Genomic DNA, 21168 nt, shown 5'->3' on the forward strand with positions numbered 1-21168 from the left:
CCCGGATCCCGGGAACCAGAGCAGCCCCGGCCCCTCGCTTCGCCCGGAAGCGGGTACGCCCGGTACGCTCACCGCCGTGCCACACGCCGATCAGTCCCAATCCACCCAGAAGGGCCACCCCGTGACATATCCGGGACCGCCCCGGCCGGTGCAGGTCTCCGCCACATCCCTCGCGGAACTCGCCGATCAGCTGGGTGTCACCGCGCCGGACAGCACCGCCGGGGTCACGGGCATCACCCACGACTCCCGCGCCGTCCGCCCCGGTGACCTGTACGCCGCCCTCCCCGGAGCCCGCGCCCACGGCGCCGACTTCGTCACCCAGGCCGCCGGTCTCGGCGCCGCCGCCGTGCTGACCGACCCGGCCGGCGCGGAGCGCGTCGCCGCCACCGGGCTGCCGGCGCTCGTCGTCGACGACCCGCGCGCGCAGATGGGCGAACTGGCGGCCACGATCTACGGCCACCCCGGCCGCGACCTCCTCCAGATCGGCATCACCGGCACCTCCGGCAAGACCACCACCGCCTACCTCGTCGAGGGCGGCCTGCGCACCGCGCGGACCACCGGCCTCATCGGCACGGTCGAGATGCGCATCGGCGACGAGCGCATCAAGTCCGAGCGCACCACGCCCGAGGCCACCGACCTCCAGGCCCTTTTCGCGGTGATGCGCGAGCGGGGCACCGAGGCGGTCGCCATGGAGGTCTCCAGCCACGCCCTCGTGCTCGGCCGGGTCGACGCCTGCGTCTTCGACGTGGCGGTGTTCACCAACCTCAGCCCGGAGCACATGGAGTTCCACTCCGGCATGGAGGACTACTTCCAGGCCAAGGCGCAGCTGTTCACGCCGGAGCGCAGCAGGCTCGGCGTCGTCAACACCGACGACGAGTACGGCCGCCGGCTCGCCAAGGAGGCCACGGTCCCCGTTGTCACCTACAGCGCCGAGGGCCACCCCGACGCCGACTGGCGCGCCGAGGAAGTCACGGTCGGGCCGCTGGACTCGACGTTCACCGTGGTCGGCCCCAAGGGCGAGCGGATCCGCGCCAGGTCGCCGCTGGCCGGCCCCTTCAACGTGGCCAACACCCTCGCCGCGATCGCCGCCCTGGCCGCGGCCGGCCTCGACCCGCAGACCGCGGCCGACGGCGTCGCCGCCGTGCCGGGCGTGCCGGGCCGGCTGGAGCGCGTGGACGAGGGCCAGCCCTATCTCGCGGTGGTCGACTACGCCCACAAGACCGACGCGGTCGAGTCCGTGCTGCGGGCCCTGCGCAAGGTGACCGAGGGCAGTCTGCACGCCGTGCTCGGCTGCGGCGGCGACCGGGACACCACCAAGCGGGAGCCGATGGGCGCCGCCGTGGCCCGGTTCGCCGACACGGCCGTTCTGACCTCCGACAACCCCCGCTCCGAGGACCCGCTGGCCATCCTCGCCACCATGCTCCAGGGCGCGGCGTCCGTGCCCGCGCACGAGCGCGGCGAGGTCCAGGTCTTCGAGGACCGGGCCGCCGCGATCGCCGCCGCGGTCGCCCGGGCCCGGCCCGGCGACACCGTGCTGGTGGCCGGCAAGGGGCACGAGCAGGGCCAGGACATCGCCGGAGTGGTCCGCCCCTTCGACGACCGCCAGGTGCTCCGCGAAGCCATCCGGAAGACCCAGGGATGAAAATCCAGAAGACCCAGGGGATGAACTTGTGATCGCCCTCTCCCTCGCCGAGATCGCAGAAGTCGTCGGCGGGCAGATGCACGACATACCGGACGCGTCCGTCCAGGTCACCGGACCGGTGGTCCGGGACTCCCGGGAGGCGGGGCCCGGCAGCCTCTTCGTCGCCTTCGTCGGCGAGCGCGTGGACGGCCACGACTTCGCCCGGGCGGTCGTGGAGGCGGGATCGGTGGCCGTGCTCGGCTCCCGGCCCGTCGGGGTGCCCGCGATCGTCGTGGACGACGTCCAGGCGGCCCTCGGCGCCCTCGCCCGCCACGTCGTACGGCGGCTCGGCACCACCCTCGTCGCCCTCACCGGATCCGCCGGCAAGACCAGCACCAAGGACCTCATCGCGCAGGTCCTCCGCCGCAAGGCGCCGACGGTGTTCACGCCGGGCTCGCTCAACAACGAGATCGGGCTGCCGCTGACCGCCCTCACCGCCACCGACGAGACGAGGTTCCTCGTCCTGGAGATGGGCGCCCGCGGCATCGGACACATCCGGTACCTCACCGAACTCACCCCGCCGCGGATCGGCCTCGTCCTCAACGTCGGCAGCGCCCACATCGGCGAGTTCGGCGGCCGGGAGCAGATCGCCCAGGCCAAGGGCGAACTCGTCGAGTCGCTCCCGCCGGCCGAGGAGGGCGGCGTCGCGGTCCTCAACGCGGACGACGCCTACGTGCGTGCCATGTCCTCCCGTACGAAGGCGAAGGTGATCCTTTTCGGAGAGTCCGACGAAGCGGACGTTCGCGCCGAGAACGTGCGACTCACGGACAGCGGACAGCCTTCCTTCAGGCTTCACACACCCTCCGGTGCAAGTGATGTGACCATGCGCCTGTACGGTGAGCACCACGTGTCGAACGCGCTCGCCGCGGCCGCCGTCGCCCACGAGTTGGGCATGTCCGCAGACGAGATCGCCACCGCGCTCTCCGAGGCGGGCTCCCTCTCCCGCTGGCGGATGGAGGTCACCGAGCGCCCGGACGGCGTGACGGTCGTCAACGACGCCTACAACGCGAACCCCGAGTCCATGAAGGCAGCGCTGCGTGCGCTTGTGGCCATGGGCAAGGGACGCCGGACGTGGGCGGTGCTCGGCAAGATGGCCGAGCTCGGGGACGAGGCGCTCGCCGAGCACGACGCGGTCGGACGGCTCGCCGTCCGGCTCAACGTCAGCAAGCTCGTCGCGGTCGGGGGCAGGGAAGCCCACTGGCTGCAACTGGGCGCATATAACGAGGGTTCGTGGGGTGAGGAGTCGGTGCACGTGTCCGACGCACAGGCGGCGATCGACCTGTTGCGCAGCGAGTTGCGCCCGGGGGACGTCGTACTCGTGAAGGCGTCCCGTTCGGTGGGGCTGGAGAGCGTCGCCACGGCGCTGCTCGAGACCGGCGCCGAGGGTGAGGTCGCCGCCCGATGATGAAGCAGATCCTGTTCGCGGGAGTCATTGGCCTGTTCCTGACCTTGGTCGGCACCCCGCTGCTGATCAAGCTCCTGGCCCGCAAGGGCTACGGCCAGTACATCCGCGACGACGGCCCGCGCGAGCACGCCAGCAAGCGCGGTACGCCGACCATGGGTGGTATCGCCTTCATCCTGGCGACGGTCGTCGCCTACTTCCTCGCCAAGGTGATCACCGGCTACCTGGACGAGGAGGCCGACGCGGGGCCGACCTTCTCGGGTCTGCTGGTGCTGGGCCTGATGGTCGGCATGGGCCTGGTCGGCTTCCTCGACGACTACATCAAGATCGTCAAGCGGCGTTCGCTGGGCCTGCGGGCCAAGGCGAAGATGGCCGGCCAGCTCATCGTCGGCATCGCCTTCGCGGTCCTCGCGCTCCAGTTCGCGGACACCCGCGGCAACACCCCGGCCTCCACCAAGCTGTCGTTCATCACCGACTTCGGCTGGACCATCGGCCCGGTGCTGTTCGTGCTCTGGGCGCTGTTCATGATCCTCGCCATGTCGAACGGCGTGAACCTCACCGACGGCCTCGACGGTCTGGCCACCGGCGCCTCCGTCCTGGTCTTCGGCGCCTACACCTTCATCGGCGTCTGGCAGTTCCAGGAGTCCTGCGCCAACGCGCTGACCCTGACCAACCCGGGTGCCTGCTACGAGGTGCGGGACCCGCTCGACCTGGCGGTGGTCGCCTCCGCGCTGATGGGTTCCTGCCTCGGCTTCCTGTGGTGGAACACCTCGCCGGCCAAGATCTTCATGGGCGACACCGGTTCGCTCGCGCTCGGCGGCGTGCTCGCGGGTCTCGCGATCTGCTCGCGCACCGAGCTGCTGATGGCGATCCTCGGCGGCCTGTTCGTCCTGATCACCATGTCGGTGGTCATCCAGGTCGGCTCCTTCCGCCTCACCGGCAAGCGCGTCTTCCGGATGGCGCCACTCCAGCACCACTTCGAACTCAAAGGCTGGTCCGAGGTCCTTGTCGTGGTCCGCTTCTGGATCATCCAGGGCATCTGCGTGATCGTCGGACTCGGCCTCTTCTACGCGGGATGGGCAGCGGACAAGTGACCTCCTCGGTGCCTTCGGAATTCACGGGCAAGCACGTCACCGTCGCCGGACTGGGCGTCTCCGGCGTCCCGGCGGCCAAGGTCCTGCACGGCCTCGGCGCGCGCGTCACCGTCGTCAACGACGGCGACGACGAGCGCGCGCGGTCGCAGGCGGCCGAGCTCGAGGCGCTCGGGGTCACCGTGCGCCTCGGCGACGGCAACACGCTCCCCGAGGGCACCGAGCTGATCGTCACAGCGCCCGGCTGGAAGCCGGACAAGCCGCTGTTCGCGGCGGCGGAGCGGGCGGGCGTCCCGGTCTGGGGCGACGTCGAACTGGCCTGGCGCCTGCGCGGCCCCGGCGCCGCGCCCTGGCTGGCCGTCACCGGCACCAACGGCAAGACGACCACCGTCCAGATGCTGGCCTCCATCCTGAAGGCGGCCGGCCTGCGCACGGCCGCCGTCGGCAACATCGGCGTCTCGCTGCTGGACGCGGTCACCGGCGAGGAGGAGTACGACGTCCTCGCCGTGGAACTGTCCAGCTACCAGCTCCACTGGGCGCCCTCCCTGCGCGCCCACTCGGCCGCGGTGCTCAACCTCGCCCCCGACCACCTCGACTGGCACGGCTCGATGGAGGCGTACGCCGCCGACAAGGGCCGTGTCTACGAGGGCAATCAGGTCGCGTGCGTCTACAACGCCGACGCCACCGCCAAGCCGTCGACCGAGGACCTGGTCCGCGAGGCCGACGTCGAGGAGGGCTGCCGGGCCGTCGGCTTCACCCTGGGCACCCCCGGCCCCTCCCAACTCGGCGTCGTGGAGGGCATCCTGGTCGACCGCGCCTTCGTGGAGAACCGGCAGAAGAACGCCCAGGAGCTCGCCGAGGTCTCCGACGTCACCCCGCCGGCCCCGCACAACATCGCCAACGCCCTCGCCGCCGCGGCCCTCGCCCGTGCCTTCGGCGTCTCCGCCGCCGCCGTCCGTGACGGACTGCGGGCCTTCACGCCCGACGCCCACCGCATCGCGCACGTCGCCGACGTCGACGGGGTGGCGTACGTGAACGACTCCAAGGCCACCAACACCCATGCCGCCGAGGCCTCGTTGGCGGCCTACGAGTCCATCGTGTGGATCGCGGGCGGACTGGCGAAGGGCGCCACCTTCGACGGACTCGTCACGGGGGCGGCGAAGCGGCTGCGCGGCGCCGTCCTGATCGGCGCCGACCGCGCGCTGATCCGCGAAGCCCTGGCGCGACACGCCCCGGAGGTACCCGTGGTCGACCTCGACCGGACCGACACTGGGGCGATGCTCCAGGCCGTCCAGGAGGCGCGGCGGCTCGCCCGGCCCGGCGACACGGTGCTGCTGGCTCCGGCCTGTGCCTCCATGGACATGTTCACCAACTACAACAAGCGCGGTGACGCGTTCGCGGAAGCCGTTCGCGAACTCGGCGCCTGATCCGGCCGCTCCTGCGCCGGGTGATCTCGGGAGGACGCGTGGGACGGTCCAGGCCGATGTACAGCGGAGGCCGCGATGCCCGGTAGCCGCACCGGACGTCCGCCCGTGCAGCGGGGCGCCGCCAAGCGGCCGCCCGCGGCGGGGCCGCCGCACGAGAACCCGGTCCTCGGCCTCTACCTCCGTCTCCGCCGTGCCTGGGACCGGCCGCTGACCGCCTACTACCTGATCTTCGGGGGCAGCCTGCTGATCACCGTGCTAGGCCTGGTGATGGTCTACTCGGCCTCCCAGATCACGGCGCTCCAGCTCTCCCTGCCCGGTTCGTTCTTCTTCCGCAAGCAGTTCCTGGCCGCCCTGATCGGCACCGGGCTGCTGGTGGCCGCGATGCGGATGCCGGTGAAGCTGCACCGGGCGCTGGCCTACCCCATCCTGGCCGGTGCCGTCTTCATGATGATCCTCGTGCAGGTGCCGGGGATAGGGATGTCGGTCAACGGCAACCAGAACTGGATCTCCCTGGGCGGTTCCTTCCAGATCCAGCCCAGCGAGTTCGGCAAGCTCGCGCTGGTGCTGTGGGGCGCCGACCTGCTCGCGCGCAAGCAGGACAAGAAGCTGCTGACCCAGTGGAAGCACATGCTCGTGCCCCTGGTGCCGGCCGCCTTCATGCTGCTCGGGCTGATCATGATCGGCGGCGACATGGGGACCGCGATCATCCTCACGGCGATCCTCTTCGGTCTGCTGTGGCTGGCCGGCGCGCCCACGCGGCTGTTCGCCGGGGTGCTCTCGATCGCCGCGCTGCTCGGTGTGATCCTCATCAAGACCAGCCCCAACCGCATGGCCCGGCTGAACTGCATCGGCGCCACCGACCCCGGCCCGGGCGACTCCTGCTGGCAGGCCGTGCACGGCATCTACGCCCTGGCCTCGGGCGGTCTGTTCGGATCCGGGATCGGCGCCAGCGTGGAGAAATGGGGCGAACTCCCCGAGGCGCACACCGACTTCATCTTCGCCGTCACCGGTGAGGAACTGGGCCTGGCGGGGACGCTGTCGGTACTCGCCCTGTTCGCGGCTCTAGGCTATGCGGGTATCCGCGTGGCCGGACGCACGGAGGACCCCTTCGTCAGGTATGCCGCGGGAGGCGTGACCACCTGGATCACGGCCCAGGCCGTGATCAACATCGGTGCGGTCCTCGGGCTGCTGCCGATCGCAGGTGTCCCCCTCCCGCTGTTCTCCTACGGAGGATCCGCCCTGCTGCCGACCATGTTCGCCATCGGTCTGCTCATCGCCTTCGCGCGCGACGAGCCCGGTGCGCGGGCGGCGCTCGCGCTGCGGCAACCTCGCTTTGGTAGAAAGCGGGGAACGGGGGGAACCGGGGGCTCGGGGCCCAAGCGGAACCCCCGGAGTTGGAACACGATGCGACGGCGCGCCTCGGCGGCGCGTTCGTCCGGAGAGCGGTGAAATTCGGTGCATGTCGTACTCGCCGGCGGAGGAACCGCGGGCCACATCGAGCCCGCGCTCGCCCTCGCGGACGCCCTGCGCAGGCAGGATCCGACCGTGGGCATCACGGCCCTGGGCACGGAACGCGGTCTGGAGACCCGGCTGGTGCCCGAGCGCGGTTACGAGCTGGCGCTGATCCCGGCCGTCCCGCTGCCGCGCAAGCCCACGCCCGAGCTGATCACCGTCCCGGGCCGGCTGCGCGGCACCATCAAGGCGACCGAGCAGATCCTGGAGCGCACCAAGGCGGACGCCGTGGTCGGCTTCGGCGGCTACGTCGCGCTGCCCGGCTACCTCGCGGCCAAGCGGCTCGGCGTGCCGATCGTGGTCCACGAGGCCAACGCCCGCCCCGGCCTGGCCAACAAGATCGGCTCGCGCTACGCCGCGCAGGTCGCCGTCTCCACCCCCGACAGCAAGCTGCGCAACTCCCGGTACATCGGGATCCCGCTGCGCCGCGCCATCGCGACCCTCGACCGCGCCGCGGCGCGCCCCGAGGCCCGCGCGATGTTCGGGCTCGACCCCAATCTGCCGACGCTGCTGGTGACCGGCGGCTCGCAGGGCGCCCGGCGCCTCAACGAGGTGGTCCAGCAGGTCGCGCCGTGGCTCCAGCAGGCCGGCATCCAGATCCTGCACGCGGTCGGCCCGAAGAACGAACTGCCGCAGGTCCACCAGATGCCGGGGATGCCCCCGTACATCCCGGTAAGTTACCTGGACCGGATGGACCTCGCGTACGCCGCGGCCGACATGATGCTCTGCCGCGCGGGCGCGATGACCGTCGCCGAACTCTCCGCCGTCGGACTGCCGGCCGCCTACGTCCCGCTGCCCATCGGCAACGGCGAACAGCGGCTGAACGCACAGCCGGTGGTCAAGGCCGGCGGCGGACTGCTGGTCGACGACGCGGAGCTGACGCCCGAGTGGGTGCAGCAGAACGTCCTGCCCGTGCTCGCCGACCCGCACCGGCTGTACGAGATGTCCCGCGCCGCCGCCGAGTTCGGCCGCCGGGACGCCGACGACCTCCTCGTCGGCATGGTGTACGAGGCGATCGCCGGCCGCGCACACCGCTGAGGACGCATGACGGAAGGCAGGGAGCGTGGCCGGACCGACCACCGCCGAACGCGGTGAACGCCAGCAGAAGTCGTCCGGCCCGCCCGGCCCCGGGCGGTTCGGACGACCCCGTCTTCGTACGATGATCATTCTGGCGTCCGCCGTCGTGCTCCTCGGAGGCGTGACGCTCTGGGTGCTGTACGGGTCGAACTGGCTCCGCGTGGAACGGGTGTCGGTCACCGGCACCCGCGTCCTGACGCCGGCCCAGGTCCGCGAGGCCGCCGACGTGCCCGTCGGGGACCCTCTGGTCTCCGTCGACACCGAGGTGATCGAGGCGCGGCTCAGGCGGGCACTGCCCCGCGTCGACGAGGTCGACGTGGTGCGTTCCTGGCCGCATTCGATCGCGCTGAGAGTGACGGAACGGACCCCGGTCCTGGTGACGCAAAAAGGCCGGAACTTCACCGAAGTGGACGACGAAGGGGTCCGGTACGCCACGGTTCCCCGCGCCCCGAAGGGCGTGCCCACGCTGAAATTGGAGCCCGCCCGTTCGGGTCCGGCCGCGGCGAGCCTGCGCCGCTTCGGCGAGGACCGTCTGGTGCGCGAGGCGGTGCGGGTCGCCGGGGCCGTCCCGGACGCGATCGCCCGGAAGACCCGCCTGGTCAAGGTCCGTTCCTACGACGACATCTCGCTGGAGCTGGCCGACGGCCGGACCGTGGCCTGGGGGAGCGGCGAACAGGGCGAGGAGAAGGCCCGGGCGCTCACCGCGCTGACGAAAGCGACGCCCGGCGCACGGCACTTCGACGTGAGCGTTCCCACCGCTCCCGCGTCATCAGGGAGTTGACGGGTATACGTGCAGGCCAGCACCCTGGTTGGGCAGCGCTACGGCTGATCACATAGGGTGAAAAGAAAAACGGGAGGTTCGGCGTGTTCGTTGAACGCGCGCCACTTGTCGACTTAGTGTCCTGTTCAGAAGACTTCAAGGAACGGACACACTGGTAACCCTAAACTTCAGCGTTAGGGTTCGGGTCGGCGCTACGGACCGTCCCATTCGGCATCAGTCGGCGGGTCGCGGGGCATCAGTGCTCCGGTGATCCGGCGACACGTAACTCGAGGCGAGAGGCCTTCGACGTGGCAGCACCGCAGAACTACCTCGCAGTCATCAAAGTCATCGGTGTCGGCGGCGGTGGTGTCAATGCCATCAACCGGATGATCGAGGTCGGTCTCAAGGGCGTCGAGTTCATCGCCATCAACACCGACGCGCAAGCTCTGTTGATGAGCGACGCCGACGTCAAACTGGACGTCGGCCGCGAACTCACCCGCGGACTCGGCGCCGGAGCCAACCCGGCCGTCGGCCGCAAGGCCGCCGAGGACCACCGCGAGGAGATCGAGGAGGTCCTCAAGGGGGCCGACATGGTCTTCGTGACGGCCGGCGAGGGCGGCGGCACCGGCACCGGCGGCGCGCCCGTCGTGGCCAACATCGCCCGCTCGCTCGGCGCCCTCACCATCGGCGTGGTCACCCGCCCGTTCACCTTCGAGGGACGGCGCCGGGCCAACCAGGCCGAGGACGGCATCGCCGAACTCCGCGAAGAGGTCGACACCCTCATCGTCATTCCCAACGACCGGCTGCTGTCCATCTCGGACCGCCAGGTCAGCGTGCTGGACGCGTTCAAGTCCGCCGACCAGGTGCTGCTGTCCGGTGTGCAGGGCATCACCGACCTCATCACCACCCCCGGTCTGATCAACCTGGACTTCGCCGACGTCAAGTCGGTCATGTCCGAGGCCGGTTCGGCCCTCATGGGCATCGGCTCGGCCCGCGGCGACGACCGCGCGGTGGCCGCGGCCGAGATGGCCATCTCCTCGCCGCTCCTGGAGGCGTCCATCGACGGCGCCCGGGGCGTGCTGCTCTCCATCTCCGGCGGCTCCGACCTCGGCCTGTTCGAGATCAACGAGGCCGCCCAGCTGGTCAGCGAGGCCGCCCACCCCGAGGCCAACATCATCTTCGGCGCGGTCATCGACGACGCGCTCGGCGACGAGGTGCGGGTCACCGTGATCGCGGCCGGCTTCGACGGGGGGCAGCCGCCGTCCAAGCGGGACAACGTCCTCGGCTCGGCCTCGGCCAAGCGCGAGGAGCCCGCCCCGGCGCGGCAGCCCGAGAGCCGCCCGTCCTTCGGCTCGCTCGGCAGCGTCAAGCCGAAGGAGGAGCCGGAGCCGGTCCCCGCGCCGGAGCCGGTCAGCGACCTGCCGCCGGTCGCCCCGCCGCCGGTTCCGCCGTCGCGGACCTACTCGGACAGCGCGGCCGAGGAACTGGACGTGCCGGACTTCCTGAAGTGATAGGACAGCGCGACACCGTGAACGGCGCGCACTTCGGCTTCACCGACCGGTGGGGCGGAGTGAGCGCCGTTCCGTACGAGGAGCTCAACCTCGGCGGCGCGGTCGGCGACGACCCGGCCGCCGTGACGGCCAACCGTGAACTGGCCGCGAAGTCGCTGGGCGTCGACCCGGCCCGGGTGGTCTGGATGAACCAGGTGCACGGGGCCGACGTGGCCGTGGTCGACGCACCCTGGGGGGACCGCCCGGTCCCACGGGTCGACGCGGTCGTCACCGCGGAACGCGGTCTCGCCCTCGCCGTCCTCACCGCCGACTGCGTCCCGGTCCTGCTCGCCGACCCCGTCGCCGGCGTCGCCGCCGCGGCCCACGCGGGCCGGCCCGGCCTGGTCGCCGGGGTCGTCCCCGCCGCCGTGCGGGCCATGACCGGACTAGGTGCCGACCCCGCCCGGATCGTCGCCCGCACCGGGCCCGCCGTGTGCGGCCGGTGCTACGAGGTGCCCGAGGCGATGCGCGCCGAGGTCGCCGCCGTCGAACCGGCGGCGCACGCCGTGACGAGCTGGGGCACTCCGGCTCTCGACGTGAGCGCCGGAGTGCACGCGCAGCTCGAACGGCTCGGGGTGCGCGACCCGGCGCGGTCGCCGGTGTGCACCCGGGAGTCGAAGGACCACTTCTCGTACCGACGCGACCGCACCACCGGGCGGCTCGCGAGCTATGTCTGGCTGGACTGATGGGGCATGACGGACCGTAAGGACGAACTCGCCGGGAATCTGGCGAAAGTGGAAGAGCGCATCGCCGCCGCGTGCGAGGCCGCCGGCCGCCGCCGCGACGAGGTGACCCTGATCGTGGTCACCAAGACCTACCCGGCCGACGATGTGCGCGTTCTCTCCGGACTCGGCGTGCGTCACGTCGCCGAGAACCGCGACCAGGACGCCGCACCCAAGGCCGCTGCTTGCTCGGATCTGCCGCTTTCGTGGCATTTCGTCGGTCAGTTGCAGACCAACAAGGTGCGCTCCGTGATCGGTTACGCGGATGTCGTGCAGTCCGTCGACCGTGCCAAGCTCGTCACGGCTCTGTCGCGGGAGGCGGTGCGTGCCGGCCGCGAGGTGGGGGTGCTCCTCCAGGTCGCGCTCGACGCGGGGGAGGGCGCGCGGGGTGAGCGCGGTGGCGTCGCGCCCGCGGGAATCGAAGAGTTGGCCGATCTGGTCGCCGGGTCGGACGGACTGCGGCTCGACGGACTGATGACCGTGGCGCCGCTGACCGGTGAGTACGCCGGTCGTCAACGGGCGGCGTTCGACCACCTCATGGATTTGTCGACCCACCTGCGCCGGGCCCATCCTGCTGCCAACATGGTTTCCGCAGGGATGAGTGCGGACCTCGAGGAGGCCGTGGCCGCCGGGGCGACACATGTACGCGTCGGCACCGCGGTACTCGGAGTCCGCCCCGGGCTCGGGTAACGTCGCCAGGAAGTCGGACCACAGCAGAAAATATGGTCATTACCGCCGAAAGGCGGAGGCAACGACCTAGTGGATCGCGGGCATTTGGCAGTCGTCAGCCGATCCACCACAGAGCGGAGGACTCAGAGCATGGCCGGCGCGATGCGCAAGATGGCGGTCTACCTCGGCCTCGTGGAGGACGATGGGTACGACGGCAGGGGGTTCGACCCCGACGACGACTTCGAACCCGAGCTGGACCCGGAGCCCGAGCGGGACCACCGGCGGCACGAACCGGCGCACCAGTCGCACGGTTCACACCAGCCCCAAAGGGACGAAGAGGTACGAATCGTCCAACCGCCCGTGCAGCGCGAGCCGGTGCCCCGTTCCGCTTCGCTCGCGGCGGAATCGGGCCGCCCGGCGCGCATCGCGCCCGTGGCATCCATCACACAAGAACGCGCAAGCCTGGAAAAGAGCGCACCGGTCATCATGCCCAAGGTCGTGTCCGAACGAGAGCCCTACCGGATCACCACACTTCACCCCCGGACCTACAACGAGGCCCGTACCATCGGGGAACACTTCCGTGAGGGCACGCCGGTGATCATGAATCTGACTGAGATGGATGACACAGATGCGAAGCGACTTGTCGACTTTGCGGCCGGTTTGGTGTTTGGTCTTCACGGCAGTATCGAGCGGGTGACGCAGAAGGTGTTCCTGCTGTCTCCTGCTAACGTCGATGTCACGGCGGAGGACAAGGCCCGCATCGCAGAGGGCGGGTTCTTCAACCAGAGCTGAGACGCACGACCGGTTAGAGCAAGAGCACGGATCCGAGGACGGATCCGAGAGATGGTTCAGGGGAGAGGGAAGCACAGGTCATGAGCGTGGTCCTGGATGTCGTCTACATCGCGCTGATGTGCTTTCTCATCGTGCTCATCTTCCGGTTGGTCATGGACTACGTCTTCCAGTTCGCCCGCTCGTGGCAACCCGGCAAGGCGATGGTGGTCGTTCTGGAGGCCACCTACACTGTCACCGATCCACCGTTGAAGCTTCTGCGGCGGTTCATCCCGCCGCTGCGTCTCGGGGGCGTGGCGCTCGACCTGTCCTTCTTCGTACTGATGATCATCGTCTACATCCTGATCTCGATCGTGAGCCGGCTGTGAGCGATGAGAGAGATACGGGCTTGCCGAATGCCGACGACTACGTTGAGGTGAAGAGATGCCGTTGACCCCTGAGGACGTGCGGAACAAGCAGTTCACGACCGTCCGCCTCCGAGAAGGCTATGACGAGGACGAGGTCGATGCCTTCCTCGACGAGGTCGAAGCCGAACTGACCCGGCTGCTCCGCGAGAACGAGGACCTGCGGGCCAAGCTGGCCGCGGCGACGCGCGCGGCTGCGCAGAACCAGCAGAACATGCGCAAGCCTCCGGAACCGCCGCAGGACCAGCAGCAGCATCAGGGGCATCCGCAGCAGGGCGGCATGCCGCAGCAGGGCATGCGAGGTCCCGGCGCTCCGGTGCCCGCCGGCATATCGGGCCCGCCGCAGCAGCAGATGGGTGGCCCCATGGGTGGTCCGCCCCAGCTGCCTAGCGGTGCCCCGCAGCTGCCCGCCGGCCCCGGCGGTCAGGGTGGCCCCCAGGGTCCCGGTCCGATGGGCCAGGGTCCGGGGCCGATGGGCCAGGGCCCGGGTCCGATGCAGGGCCAGATGGGTCCCGGTCCGATGGGCGGTCCCATGGGCGGTCCGCAGGGCCCCGGTGGCCCCGGCATGCCCGGCCAGGGCGGTCCCGGCGGCGACAGCGCCGCCCGTGTCCTCTCGCTCGCCCAGCAGACCGCCGACCAGGCGATCGCCGAGGCGCGTTCCGAGGCCAACAAGATCGTCGGTGAGGCGCGTTCGCGTGCCGAGGGTCTGGAGCGGGACGCCCGTGCCAAGGCCGACGCCCTGGAGCGGGACGCGCAGGAGAAGCACCGCGTCGCGATGGGCTCCCTGGAGTCCGCTCGCGCCACGCTGGAGCGCAAGGTCGAGGACCTGCGCGGCTTCGAGCGCGAGTACCGGACGCGGCTGAAGTCGTACCTGGAGTCGCAGCTGCGTCAGCTGGAGACCCAGTCGGACGACTCGCTCGCCCCGCCGCGTACGCCCGCGACGGCCTCGCTTCCGCCGTCCCCGGCGCCCTCGATGGCTCCGGCCGGCGCGAGCGCCCCGTCCTTCGGCGGCAACCAGCCGATGGGCGGCGGGCCGAGCCAGTCGGGTCCGTCCTACGGCGGTCAGCAGCAGATGTCGCCGGCGATGACCCAGCCGATGGCGCCGGTGCGGCCGCAGGGGCCGTCGCCGATGGGTCAGGCTCCGTCGCCGATGAGGGGATTCCTGATCGACGAGGACGACAACTGACGGGTGACGAACGGTAGTACGGCGTAGCCTTCGGCAGCGTTCAGGGCGGGCCCCGGGTTTCTGACCCGGGGCCCGCCCTTGTGCTGTGCGGGGTGCCGGGCGCGGCGCGCGTGGCGGTATGACGAAAGGCCCGGTCCCTCCGGTCGAGGGGCCGGGCCTTTCGTCGTGTGCGTTACTGCTTGCGCAGACGGAACGTCAGGGACAGGCCCTCGTCCGTGAACGCGTCCCCGTAGGCGTCGTCCGCCTCGCCCTGTGCGAAGTCCGTGGCCAGGACCTCGTCGGCGATCAGGCCGGCGTGCCCGGTCAGGGCGGCGACGGTCGCCGGGTCCGTGGCCGTCCAGCGCAGCGCGATGCGGTCGGCGACGTCGAGGCCGCTGTTCTTGCGGGCCTCCTGGATCAGGCGGATCGCGTCGCGGGCGAGGCCCGCACGGCGCAGCTCCTCCGTGATCTCCAGGTCGAGGGCGACCGTCGCGCCCGCGTCCGAGGCGACCGACCAGCCCTCGCGCGGCGTCTCGGTGATGATCACCTCGTCGGGTGCGAGCGTGATCGTCTCGTCCTCGACCTCGACCGACGCCGTGCCCTCGCGCAGGGCGAGGGACAGCGCGGCGGCGTCCGCGGCCGCGACGGCCTTGGCGACGTCCTGGACGCGCTTGCCGAACCGCTTGCCCAGCGCGCGGAAGTTGGCCTTGGCCGTCGTGTCGACCAGGGAGCCGCCGACCTCGCTCAGCGAGGCGAGGGACTCGACGTTCAGCTCCTCCGTGATCTGCGAGTGCAGGTCCGGGGAGAGCGCGTCGAAGCCCGTCGCGGCGATCAGCGCGCGGCGCAGCGGCTGGCGGGTCTTGACGCCCGACTCCGCGCGGGTGGCGCGGCCCAGCTCGACCAGGCGGCGCACCAGCAGCATCTGCTTCGAGAGCTCCGGGTCGATCGCCGTCAGGTCCGCCTGCGGCCAGGACGCCAGATGCACCGACTCCGGGGCGTCCGGGGTGACCGGCACGACCAGGTCCTGCCAGACCCGCTCGGTGATGAACGGGGTCAGCGGGGCCATGAGCTTGGTGACGGTCTCGACGACCTCGTGCAGGGTGCGCAGCGCGGCCTTGTCGCCCTGCCAGAAGCGGCGGCGCGAGCGGCGGACGTACCAGTTGGACAGGTCGTCGACGAACGCGGACAGCAGCTTGCCGGCGCGCTGGGTGTCGTAGCTCTCCAGCGCCTGGGTCACCTGGTCGGTGAGCGCGTGCAGCTCGGACAGCAGCCAGCGGTCCAGCACCGGACGCTCGGCCGGGGCCGGGTCGGCGTCGCTCGGCGCCCAGCCGGTGGTGCGGGCGTAGAGGGCCTGGAAGGCGACGGTGTTCCAGTAGGTGAGGAGCGTCTTGCGGACGACCTCCTGGATCGTGCCGTGGCCGACGCGACGGGCCGCCCACGGGGAACCGCCGGCCGCCATGAACCAGCGGACGGCGTCGGCGCCGTGCTGGTCCATCAGCGGGATCGGCTGCAGGATGTTGCCCAGGTGCTTGGACATCTTGCGGCCGTCCTCGGCGAGGATGTGGCCGAGGCAGACCACGTTCTCGTAGGACGACTTGTCGAAGACCAGGGTGCCGACGGCCATCAGCGTGTAGAACCAGCCGCGGGTCTGGTCGATGGCCTCGCTGATGAACTGGGCCGGGTACCGGGACTCGAAGAGTTCCTTGTTCTTGTACGGGTAGCCCCACTGCGCGAACGGCATCGAGCCCGAGTCGTACCAGGCGTCGATGACCTCCGGCACGCGCGTGGCGGTCCTGCCGCACCCGTCCTGCGGGCAGGCGAAGACGACCTCGTCGATGTACGGGCGGTGCGGGTCGAGCGCCGACTGGTCCGTGCCGGTCAGCTCGCTCAGCTCGGCACGGGAGCCGACGACGGTGAGGTGGTCGTCCTCGCAGCGCCAGATCGGCAGCGGGGTGCCCCAGTAGCGGTTGCGGGAGAGCGCCCAGTCGATGTTGTTGTTCAGCCAGTCGCCGTACCGGCCGTGCTTGACCGAGTCCGGGAACCAGTTGGTCTTCTCGTTCTCCTGGAGGAGACGGTCCTTGATCGCCGTGGTGCGGATGTACCAGGACGGCTGCGCGTAGTAGAGCAGCGCGGTGTGGCAGCGCCAGCAGTGAGGGTAGCTGTGCTCGTAGGGGATGTGCCGGAACAGCAGGCCCCGGGTGTCCAGGTCCTCGGTGAGCTTCTCGTCGGCCTTCTTGAAGAAGACGCCGCCGACCAGCGGGACGTCCTCCTCGAAGGTGCCGTCGGGGCGGACCGGGTTGACGACCGGCAGGCCGTAGGAGCGGCAGACCTTGAGGTCGTCCTCACCGAAGGCGGGGGACTGGTGGACCAGACCCGTACCGTCCTCGGTGGTGACGTAGTCGGCGTTGACCACGTAGTGCGCCGGCTCGGAGAACTCGACGAGCTCGAAGGGGCGCTGGTAGGTCCAGCGCTCCATCTCGGCACCGGTGAAGGTCTGGCCGGTGGTCTCCCAGCCCTCGCCGAGCGCCTTGCCGACCAGCGGCTCGGCGACGACGAGCTTCTCCTGGCCGTCGGTGGCGACGACGTAGGTGACGTCGGGGTGCGCGGCGACGGCCGTGTTGGACACCAGGGTCCACGGGGTCGTCGTCCACACCAGCAGCGCGGCCTCGCCGGCCAGCGGGCCGGAGGTCAGCGGGAAGCGGACGTACACGGACGGGTCGACGACCGTCTCGTAGCCCTGCGCCAGCTCGTGGTCGGACAGGCCCGTGCCGCAGCGCGGGCACCAGGGGGCGACGCGGTGGTCCTGGACCAGCAGGCCCTTGCCGAAGATCTCCTTCAGCGACCACCAGACCGACTCGACGTACTCCGGGTCCATGGTCCGGTAGGCGTCGTCGAGGTCGACCCAGTAGCCCATGCGGGTGGTCAGCTCGGCGAAGGCATCGGTGTGCCGGGTCACGGACTCGCGGCACTTGGCGTTGAACTCGGCGATTCCGTACGCCTCGATGTCCTTCTTGCCGTTGAAGCCGAGTTCCTTCTCCACCGCCAGCTCCACCGGGAGGCCGTGGCAGTCCCAGCCGGCCTTGCGGGCCACGTGGTAGCCGCGCATGGTGCGGAAGCGGGGGAAGACGTCCTTGAAGACGCGCGCCTCGATGTGGTGGGCGCCCGGCATGCCGTTCGCGGTGGGCGGGCCCTCGTAGAACACCCATTCGGGGCGGCCCTCGGACTGCTCCAGGCTCTTGGCAAAGATCTTCTGCTCGCGCCAGAAGTCGAGCACGGCGTGCTCGAGCGCGGGCAGGTCGACCTGGGCGGGCACCTGTCGGTACTGCGTCATCGATCTTCCTCCGGCGGACGTACTGCCTTCCGTCGGAGGGACGAGAGCCGTAAGGCTACGTACGCCGCTGTGTGCGGCGCGCTCCCGCGGTACCACCCTCCTTGGCCCCCGGTGCGTCGTGTGCGCCGGTGAGCCCCCTCATTGGGGTCGCGAAGCCGGTTCTACTCGCCCGTCCCCGAGGTCGGGCTTTCCTCCGGCGGCTCCGGGGTGATCTTCACGCCGCGCTCGCCCCCGGGCTCCCACCGTCCCCGGGTCGCTCTGGGCTGCGTACGCCGCTACTCGTCCCCATCCACGCTTCTCGCTCCGCCCAGTGTACGGCGCCGCACGGACGGCGGCCGACCGGTTTCCGCGCCGGGTGCGGCGAAGGCGCCGCGCGGCCCGGCGTGACCCGAATGCCGGGCCGCGCGTCCGGCTCACGGCGGGCCCGGCCGGGAGCCGGAGCGGCGATTACCGGGCGGGGAGCTGGGCACAACGCATGCATGCTCGCCGCGCCGCGCGCGGTGGGCGGGCAAATCGGGCGGCGTGCCCCGTTGCCGCGGGACCCGAGTCGATTTATCGTCCCAGCACGATTCGCGCGCAAGATCACTAAATGTGAAGGGGTCGCGGCCATGGTGGCGAAGAAGACCGCCGTAGACCGGTCGGAGACGGCTGCGAGGAAGACCGCCGCCAGGAGGATGACGGCCGCTAAGAAAACCGCGGTGAAGGAGACCGCGGCGGAGGAGACCGCCGAGGCGGCGGGCGCCGCCGACCGGAGCACCGCGAAGAAGCCCGCGGCGAAGCGGCGGGATTCGGCGAGGAAGAGCCAGGCCGGGAAGGACACGGCCGGAAAGAGCACGGCGAAGAAGGCGGACGCGGCCGAGGCCGCGGAGCAGACGGGAGCCACGACGGTGGTTGCGAAGAAGACTCCTGGCACGGCCACGGCGGCCACGTCCGCGGTTCCGAAGGCCCGCGGCGTCGCCGCGGACCCCGGTGACCTCGCGGTACGCCCCGGCGAGGACCCCTGGACCCCGGCGGAGGTCGAGGAGGCGCGTGGGGAGCTGCAGTCCGAGGCGGACCGGCTGCGCACCGAGATCGACCAGTCGGAGCGGTCGCTGCAGGGACTGATGCGGGACTCCGGGGACGGCGCCGGCGACGACGAGGCGGACACCGGCACCAAGAACATCACGCGCGAGCACGAGCTGGCGCTGGCCGCCAACGCGCGCGAGATGCTCCTCCAGACCGAGCGTGCCCTCGGACGCCTCGACGCGGGCACCTACGGCCTGTGCGAGAACTGCGGCAACCCCATCGGCAAGGCGCGCATGCAGGCCTTCCCGCGGGCCACCCTGTGCGTCGAGTGCAAGCAGAAGCAGGAGCGCCGGTACTGAGCCGGAGAGCGCCCGCGTCGAGGCCGGGGCGTCCGGCGGCCCGGTGCGTCCTGGGCACGTGCGGGACGCGGGGCGTGCCGTACCCTCGTGCTCAGTCAGGTACCTAGGCTGAGGGACTCACGTGGCAGAGGCGGAGCGCATCATCGGTACGCCGGACACCCCGGACACGGCGGGGGACGGGCAGGAGCGGCCCGACGCCGAGCAGGCACGGCCGGCGGAGCCCCCGCGGGGCAGGCGCCGGATCGCCGTGCTGTTCGCGGTCGCCGTGTTCGCGTACCTCCTCGACCTGGGCAGCAAGATGCTGGTGGTCGCCAGGCTGGAGCACCACGAGCCCATCGAGGTCCTCGGGGACTGGCTGCGGCTCTCGGCGATCCGCAACGCGGGCGCGGCCTTCGGCATCGGCGAGGCCTTCACGGTGATCTTCACCGTGATCGCCGCCACGGTGATCGTCGTGATCGCCCGCCTCGCGCGCAAGCTGTACAGCGTGCCGTGGGCGATCGCGCTCGGCCTGCTGCTCGGCGGCGCGCTCGGCAACCTCACCGACCGGATCTTCCGCTCGCCCGGCGTCTTCGAGGGCGCGGTCGTCGACTTCATCGCGCCCAAGCACTTCGCCGTGTTCAATCTCGCCGACTCGGCGATCGTCTGCGGCGGCATCCTGATCGTGATCCTCTCCTTCCGCGGTCTCGACCCGGACGGGACCGTCCACCGCGACTGAGGGCCCCGTGCCGGACGGGCGTGCGGGACCGTCCGGCCCGTCCGGCATACTCGACGGGTGAGCACGCTTCCCGAGATCCGTACCCTGCCCGTGCCCGACGGCCTGGAGGGCGAGCGCGTCGACGCCGCCATCTCCCGCATGTTCGGCTTCTCCCGTACCAAGGCCGCGGAGCTCGCCGCGGCGGGCAAGGTGCAGGTCGACGGATCGGTGGTCGGCAAGTCCGAGCGGGTCCGCGGCGGCGCCTGGCTCGAGGTCGAGATGCCCCAGGCGCCCGCGCCGGTGCAGGTCGTCGCCGAGCCGGTCGAGGGCATGGAGATCGTGCACGACGACGAGGACGTGGTCGTGATCGTCAAGCCGGTGGGCGTGGCCGCCCACCCGTCGCCCGGCTGGACCGGCCCCACGGTCATCGGGGGACTGGCCGCCGCCGGATACCGCATCTCCACCTCCGGCGCCGCCGAGCGGCAGGGCATCGTGCACCGCCTCGACGTCGGCACCTCCGGCCTGATGGTGGTGGCGAAGTCGGAGCGGGCCTACACCTCGCTCAAGCGCCAGTTCAAGGAGCGCACGGTCGACAAGCGCTACCACACGCTCGTGCAGGGCCACCCCGATCCCACCAGCGGCACCATCGACGCCCCCATCGGCCGCCACCCCCAGCACGACTACAAGTGGGCCGTCACCGCCGAGGGCAAGCCCTCCGTCACGCACTACGACCTCATCGAGGCGTTCCGCGCCGCCTCCCTGCTCGACGTGAAGCTGGAGACCGGCCGCACCCACCAGATCCGCGTCCACATGGCCGCCCACCGCCACCCCTGCGTCGGCGACCTGACCTACGGCGCCGACCCGACCCTCGCCAAGCGGCTGGGCCTGACCCGCCAGTGGCTGCACGCCGTGCGGCTCGGGTTCGAGCACCCCGGCGACGGACAGTGGGTCGAGTACGCCAGCGACTACCCCGAGGACCTCCAGCAGGCCCTGGACCGCGTCCGCGAGGAGACCTACGTATGAGCACCCCGGCCTTCGAGGTGCGCGTCGCCGAGGACCCCGCCGACCGGGAGGCCTGCTTCGCGGTGCGCAAGGAGGTCTTCGTCGCCGAGCAGAACGTCCCGGAGGACATCGAGTACGACGCGTACGACGCCGGCGCCCTGCACGTGCTGGCGGTCCGGGAGGACGGTCTGCCGCTCGGCACCGGGCGGCTGCTGCACGGCGCGGCCGCCGCGGCGAAGAACGGCGACGGGGACCCGGCCGTCGGCTCCCTCGGACGGCTCGCCGTCGTCCGTGAGGCCCGTGGGCTGGGCGTCGGGGCCGCGCTGGTGCGCGCCGTCGAGGACGCGGCCCGCACGCGTGGACTCACCGCGGTCGACCTGCACGCGCAGACGCATGCCCTGGGTTTCTACGAGCGACTGGGGTACCAGGCGTACGGACCGGAGTTCCCCGACGCGGGGATACCCCACCGCGCCATGCGCCGCGTCCTGTAGGAGCCGAGCCGCAGCGGCTGGTGGGGCCGGTCACATG

Annotated in this window: 18 protein-coding genes; 17 read left to right on the plus strand and 1 reads right to left on the minus strand. The window is 71.1% G+C overall.

What is annotated here, in order from left to right; genetic code table 11:
- Positions 1 to 121: 121 nt before the first annotated feature.
- The 13 genes from ACFWJB_RS31200 (at position 122) to divIVA (ending at position 14270) form a co-directional block, all read left to right on the plus strand.
- Positions 122 to 1642 (plus strand): UDP-N-acetylmuramoyl-L-alanyl-D-glutamate--2,6-diaminopimelate ligase, encoded by a 1521-nt coding sequence (locus tag ACFWJB_RS31200; RefSeq protein WP_386926401.1) that lies wholly within the window; start codon positions 122 to 124, stop codon positions 1640 to 1642.
- Positions 1643 to 1670: 28 nt separating this feature from the next.
- Positions 1671 to 3086, plus strand: coding sequence for a UDP-N-acetylmuramoyl-tripeptide--D-alanyl-D-alanine ligase (gene murF, locus ACFWJB_RS31205; protein WP_385469411.1), 1416 nt, complete (start codon positions 1671 to 1673; stop codon positions 3084 to 3086).
- A complete protein-coding gene (gene mraY, locus ACFWJB_RS31210; protein WP_385469432.1) occupies positions 3086 to 4177 on the plus strand; it encodes a phospho-N-acetylmuramoyl-pentapeptide-transferase in 1092 nt (363 codons plus the stop codon). Before murF ends, mraY begins: the two co-directional genes overlap by 1 nt.
- A gap of 8 nt (positions 4178 to 4185) precedes the next feature.
- Positions 4186 to 5601 carry a UDP-N-acetylmuramoyl-L-alanine--D-glutamate ligase gene (gene murD / locus ACFWJB_RS31215; protein WP_386926403.1) on the plus strand — a complete coding sequence of 472 codons (1416 nt, stop codon included), beginning with the start codon at positions 4186 to 4188 and terminating at the stop codon, positions 5599 to 5601.
- Positions 5602 to 5676: 75 nt separating this feature from the next.
- Positions 5677 to 7050 (plus strand): putative lipid II flippase FtsW, encoded by a 1374-nt coding sequence (gene ftsW / locus ACFWJB_RS31220; protein ID WP_385469415.1) that lies wholly within the window; start codon positions 5677 to 5679, stop codon positions 7048 to 7050.
- A gap of 6 nt (positions 7051 to 7056) precedes the next feature.
- Complete coding sequence (murG, locus tag ACFWJB_RS31225) at positions 7057 to 8151, plus strand: undecaprenyldiphospho-muramoylpentapeptide beta-N-acetylglucosaminyltransferase (RefSeq protein ID WP_385469417.1); 1095 nt, start codon at positions 7057 to 7059, stop codon at positions 8149 to 8151.
- A 25-nt stretch (positions 8152 to 8176) separates the two neighbouring features.
- A complete protein-coding gene (gene ftsQ / locus ACFWJB_RS31230) occupies positions 8177 to 8971 on the plus strand; it encodes a cell division protein FtsQ (RefSeq protein WP_386926405.1) in 795 nt (264 codons plus the stop codon).
- Positions 8972 to 9258: 287 nt separating this feature from the next.
- Positions 9259 to 10461, plus strand: a complete 1203-nt coding sequence (ftsZ, locus tag ACFWJB_RS31235) for a cell division protein FtsZ (protein ID WP_189228253.1) — start codon at positions 9259 to 9261, stop codon at positions 10459 to 10461.
- Positions 10458 to 11186, plus strand: coding sequence for a peptidoglycan editing factor PgeF (pgeF, locus tag ACFWJB_RS31240; protein ID WP_386926407.1), 729 nt, complete (start codon positions 10458 to 10460; stop codon positions 11184 to 11186). The genes ftsZ and pgeF overlap by 4 nt, the downstream gene beginning before the upstream one ends.
- Positions 11187 to 11192: 6 nt before the next feature.
- Complete coding sequence (locus ACFWJB_RS31245; RefSeq protein ID WP_386926409.1) at positions 11193 to 11912, plus strand: YggS family pyridoxal phosphate-dependent enzyme; 720 nt, start codon at positions 11193 to 11195, stop codon at positions 11910 to 11912.
- Positions 11913 to 12041: 129 nt separating this feature from the next.
- Positions 12042 to 12683, plus strand: a complete 642-nt coding sequence (locus ACFWJB_RS31250) for a cell division protein SepF (protein WP_385469426.1) — start codon at positions 12042 to 12044, stop codon at positions 12681 to 12683.
- Positions 12684 to 12763: 80 nt separating this feature from the next.
- Positions 12764 to 13048 (plus strand): YggT family protein, encoded by a 285-nt coding sequence (locus ACFWJB_RS31255; protein ID WP_007448661.1) that lies wholly within the window; start codon positions 12764 to 12766, stop codon positions 13046 to 13048.
- A gap of 55 nt (positions 13049 to 13103) precedes the next feature.
- Complete coding sequence (gene divIVA, locus ACFWJB_RS31260) at positions 13104 to 14270, plus strand: apical growth/hyphal branching protein DivIVA (protein ID WP_385469428.1); 1167 nt, start codon at positions 13104 to 13106, stop codon at positions 14268 to 14270.
- Positions 14271 to 14442: 172 nt separating this feature from the next.
- On the opposite strand, the gene ileS is transcribed toward divIVA, so the two are convergent.
- The gene (ileS, locus tag ACFWJB_RS31265; RefSeq protein ID WP_386926412.1) at positions 14443 to 17580 is read right to left on the minus strand and encodes an isoleucine--tRNA ligase; all 3138 of its coding nucleotides are present in this window, start codon (positions 17578 to 17580) and stop codon (positions 14443 to 14445) included.
- A gap of 608 nt (positions 17581 to 18188) precedes the next feature.
- Between ileS and ACFWJB_RS31270 the strand changes: the two genes are divergently transcribed.
- The 4 genes from ACFWJB_RS31270 to ACFWJB_RS31285 all read left to right on the plus strand — a co-directional run bounded on the left by ACFWJB_RS31270 (position 18189) and on the right by ACFWJB_RS31285 (position 21131).
- A complete protein-coding gene (locus tag ACFWJB_RS31270) occupies positions 18189 to 18944 on the plus strand; it encodes a TraR/DksA family transcriptional regulator (protein WP_386926414.1) in 756 nt (251 codons plus the stop codon).
- A 121-nt stretch (positions 18945 to 19065) separates the two neighbouring features.
- The gene (gene lspA, locus ACFWJB_RS31275; RefSeq protein WP_386926416.1) at positions 19066 to 19659 is read left to right on the plus strand and encodes a signal peptidase II; all 594 of its coding nucleotides are present in this window, start codon (positions 19066 to 19068) and stop codon (positions 19657 to 19659) included.
- A 57-nt stretch (positions 19660 to 19716) separates the two neighbouring features.
- Complete coding sequence (locus tag ACFWJB_RS31280) at positions 19717 to 20661, plus strand: RluA family pseudouridine synthase (RefSeq protein WP_385471365.1); 945 nt, start codon at positions 19717 to 19719, stop codon at positions 20659 to 20661.
- On the plus strand, positions 20658 to 21131 hold the full coding sequence (locus ACFWJB_RS31285; RefSeq protein WP_386926418.1) for a GNAT family N-acetyltransferase: 474 nt from the start codon (positions 20658 to 20660) through the stop codon (positions 21129 to 21131). Before ACFWJB_RS31280 ends, ACFWJB_RS31285 begins: the two co-directional genes overlap by 4 nt.
- The last annotated feature ends 37 nt before the right edge of the window (positions 21132 to 21168 follow it).

This window comes from Streptomyces sp. NPDC127100 (assembly GCF_042724095.1).
Taxonomy (GTDB): Bacteria; Actinomycetota; Actinomycetes; order Streptomycetales; family Streptomycetaceae; genus Streptomyces.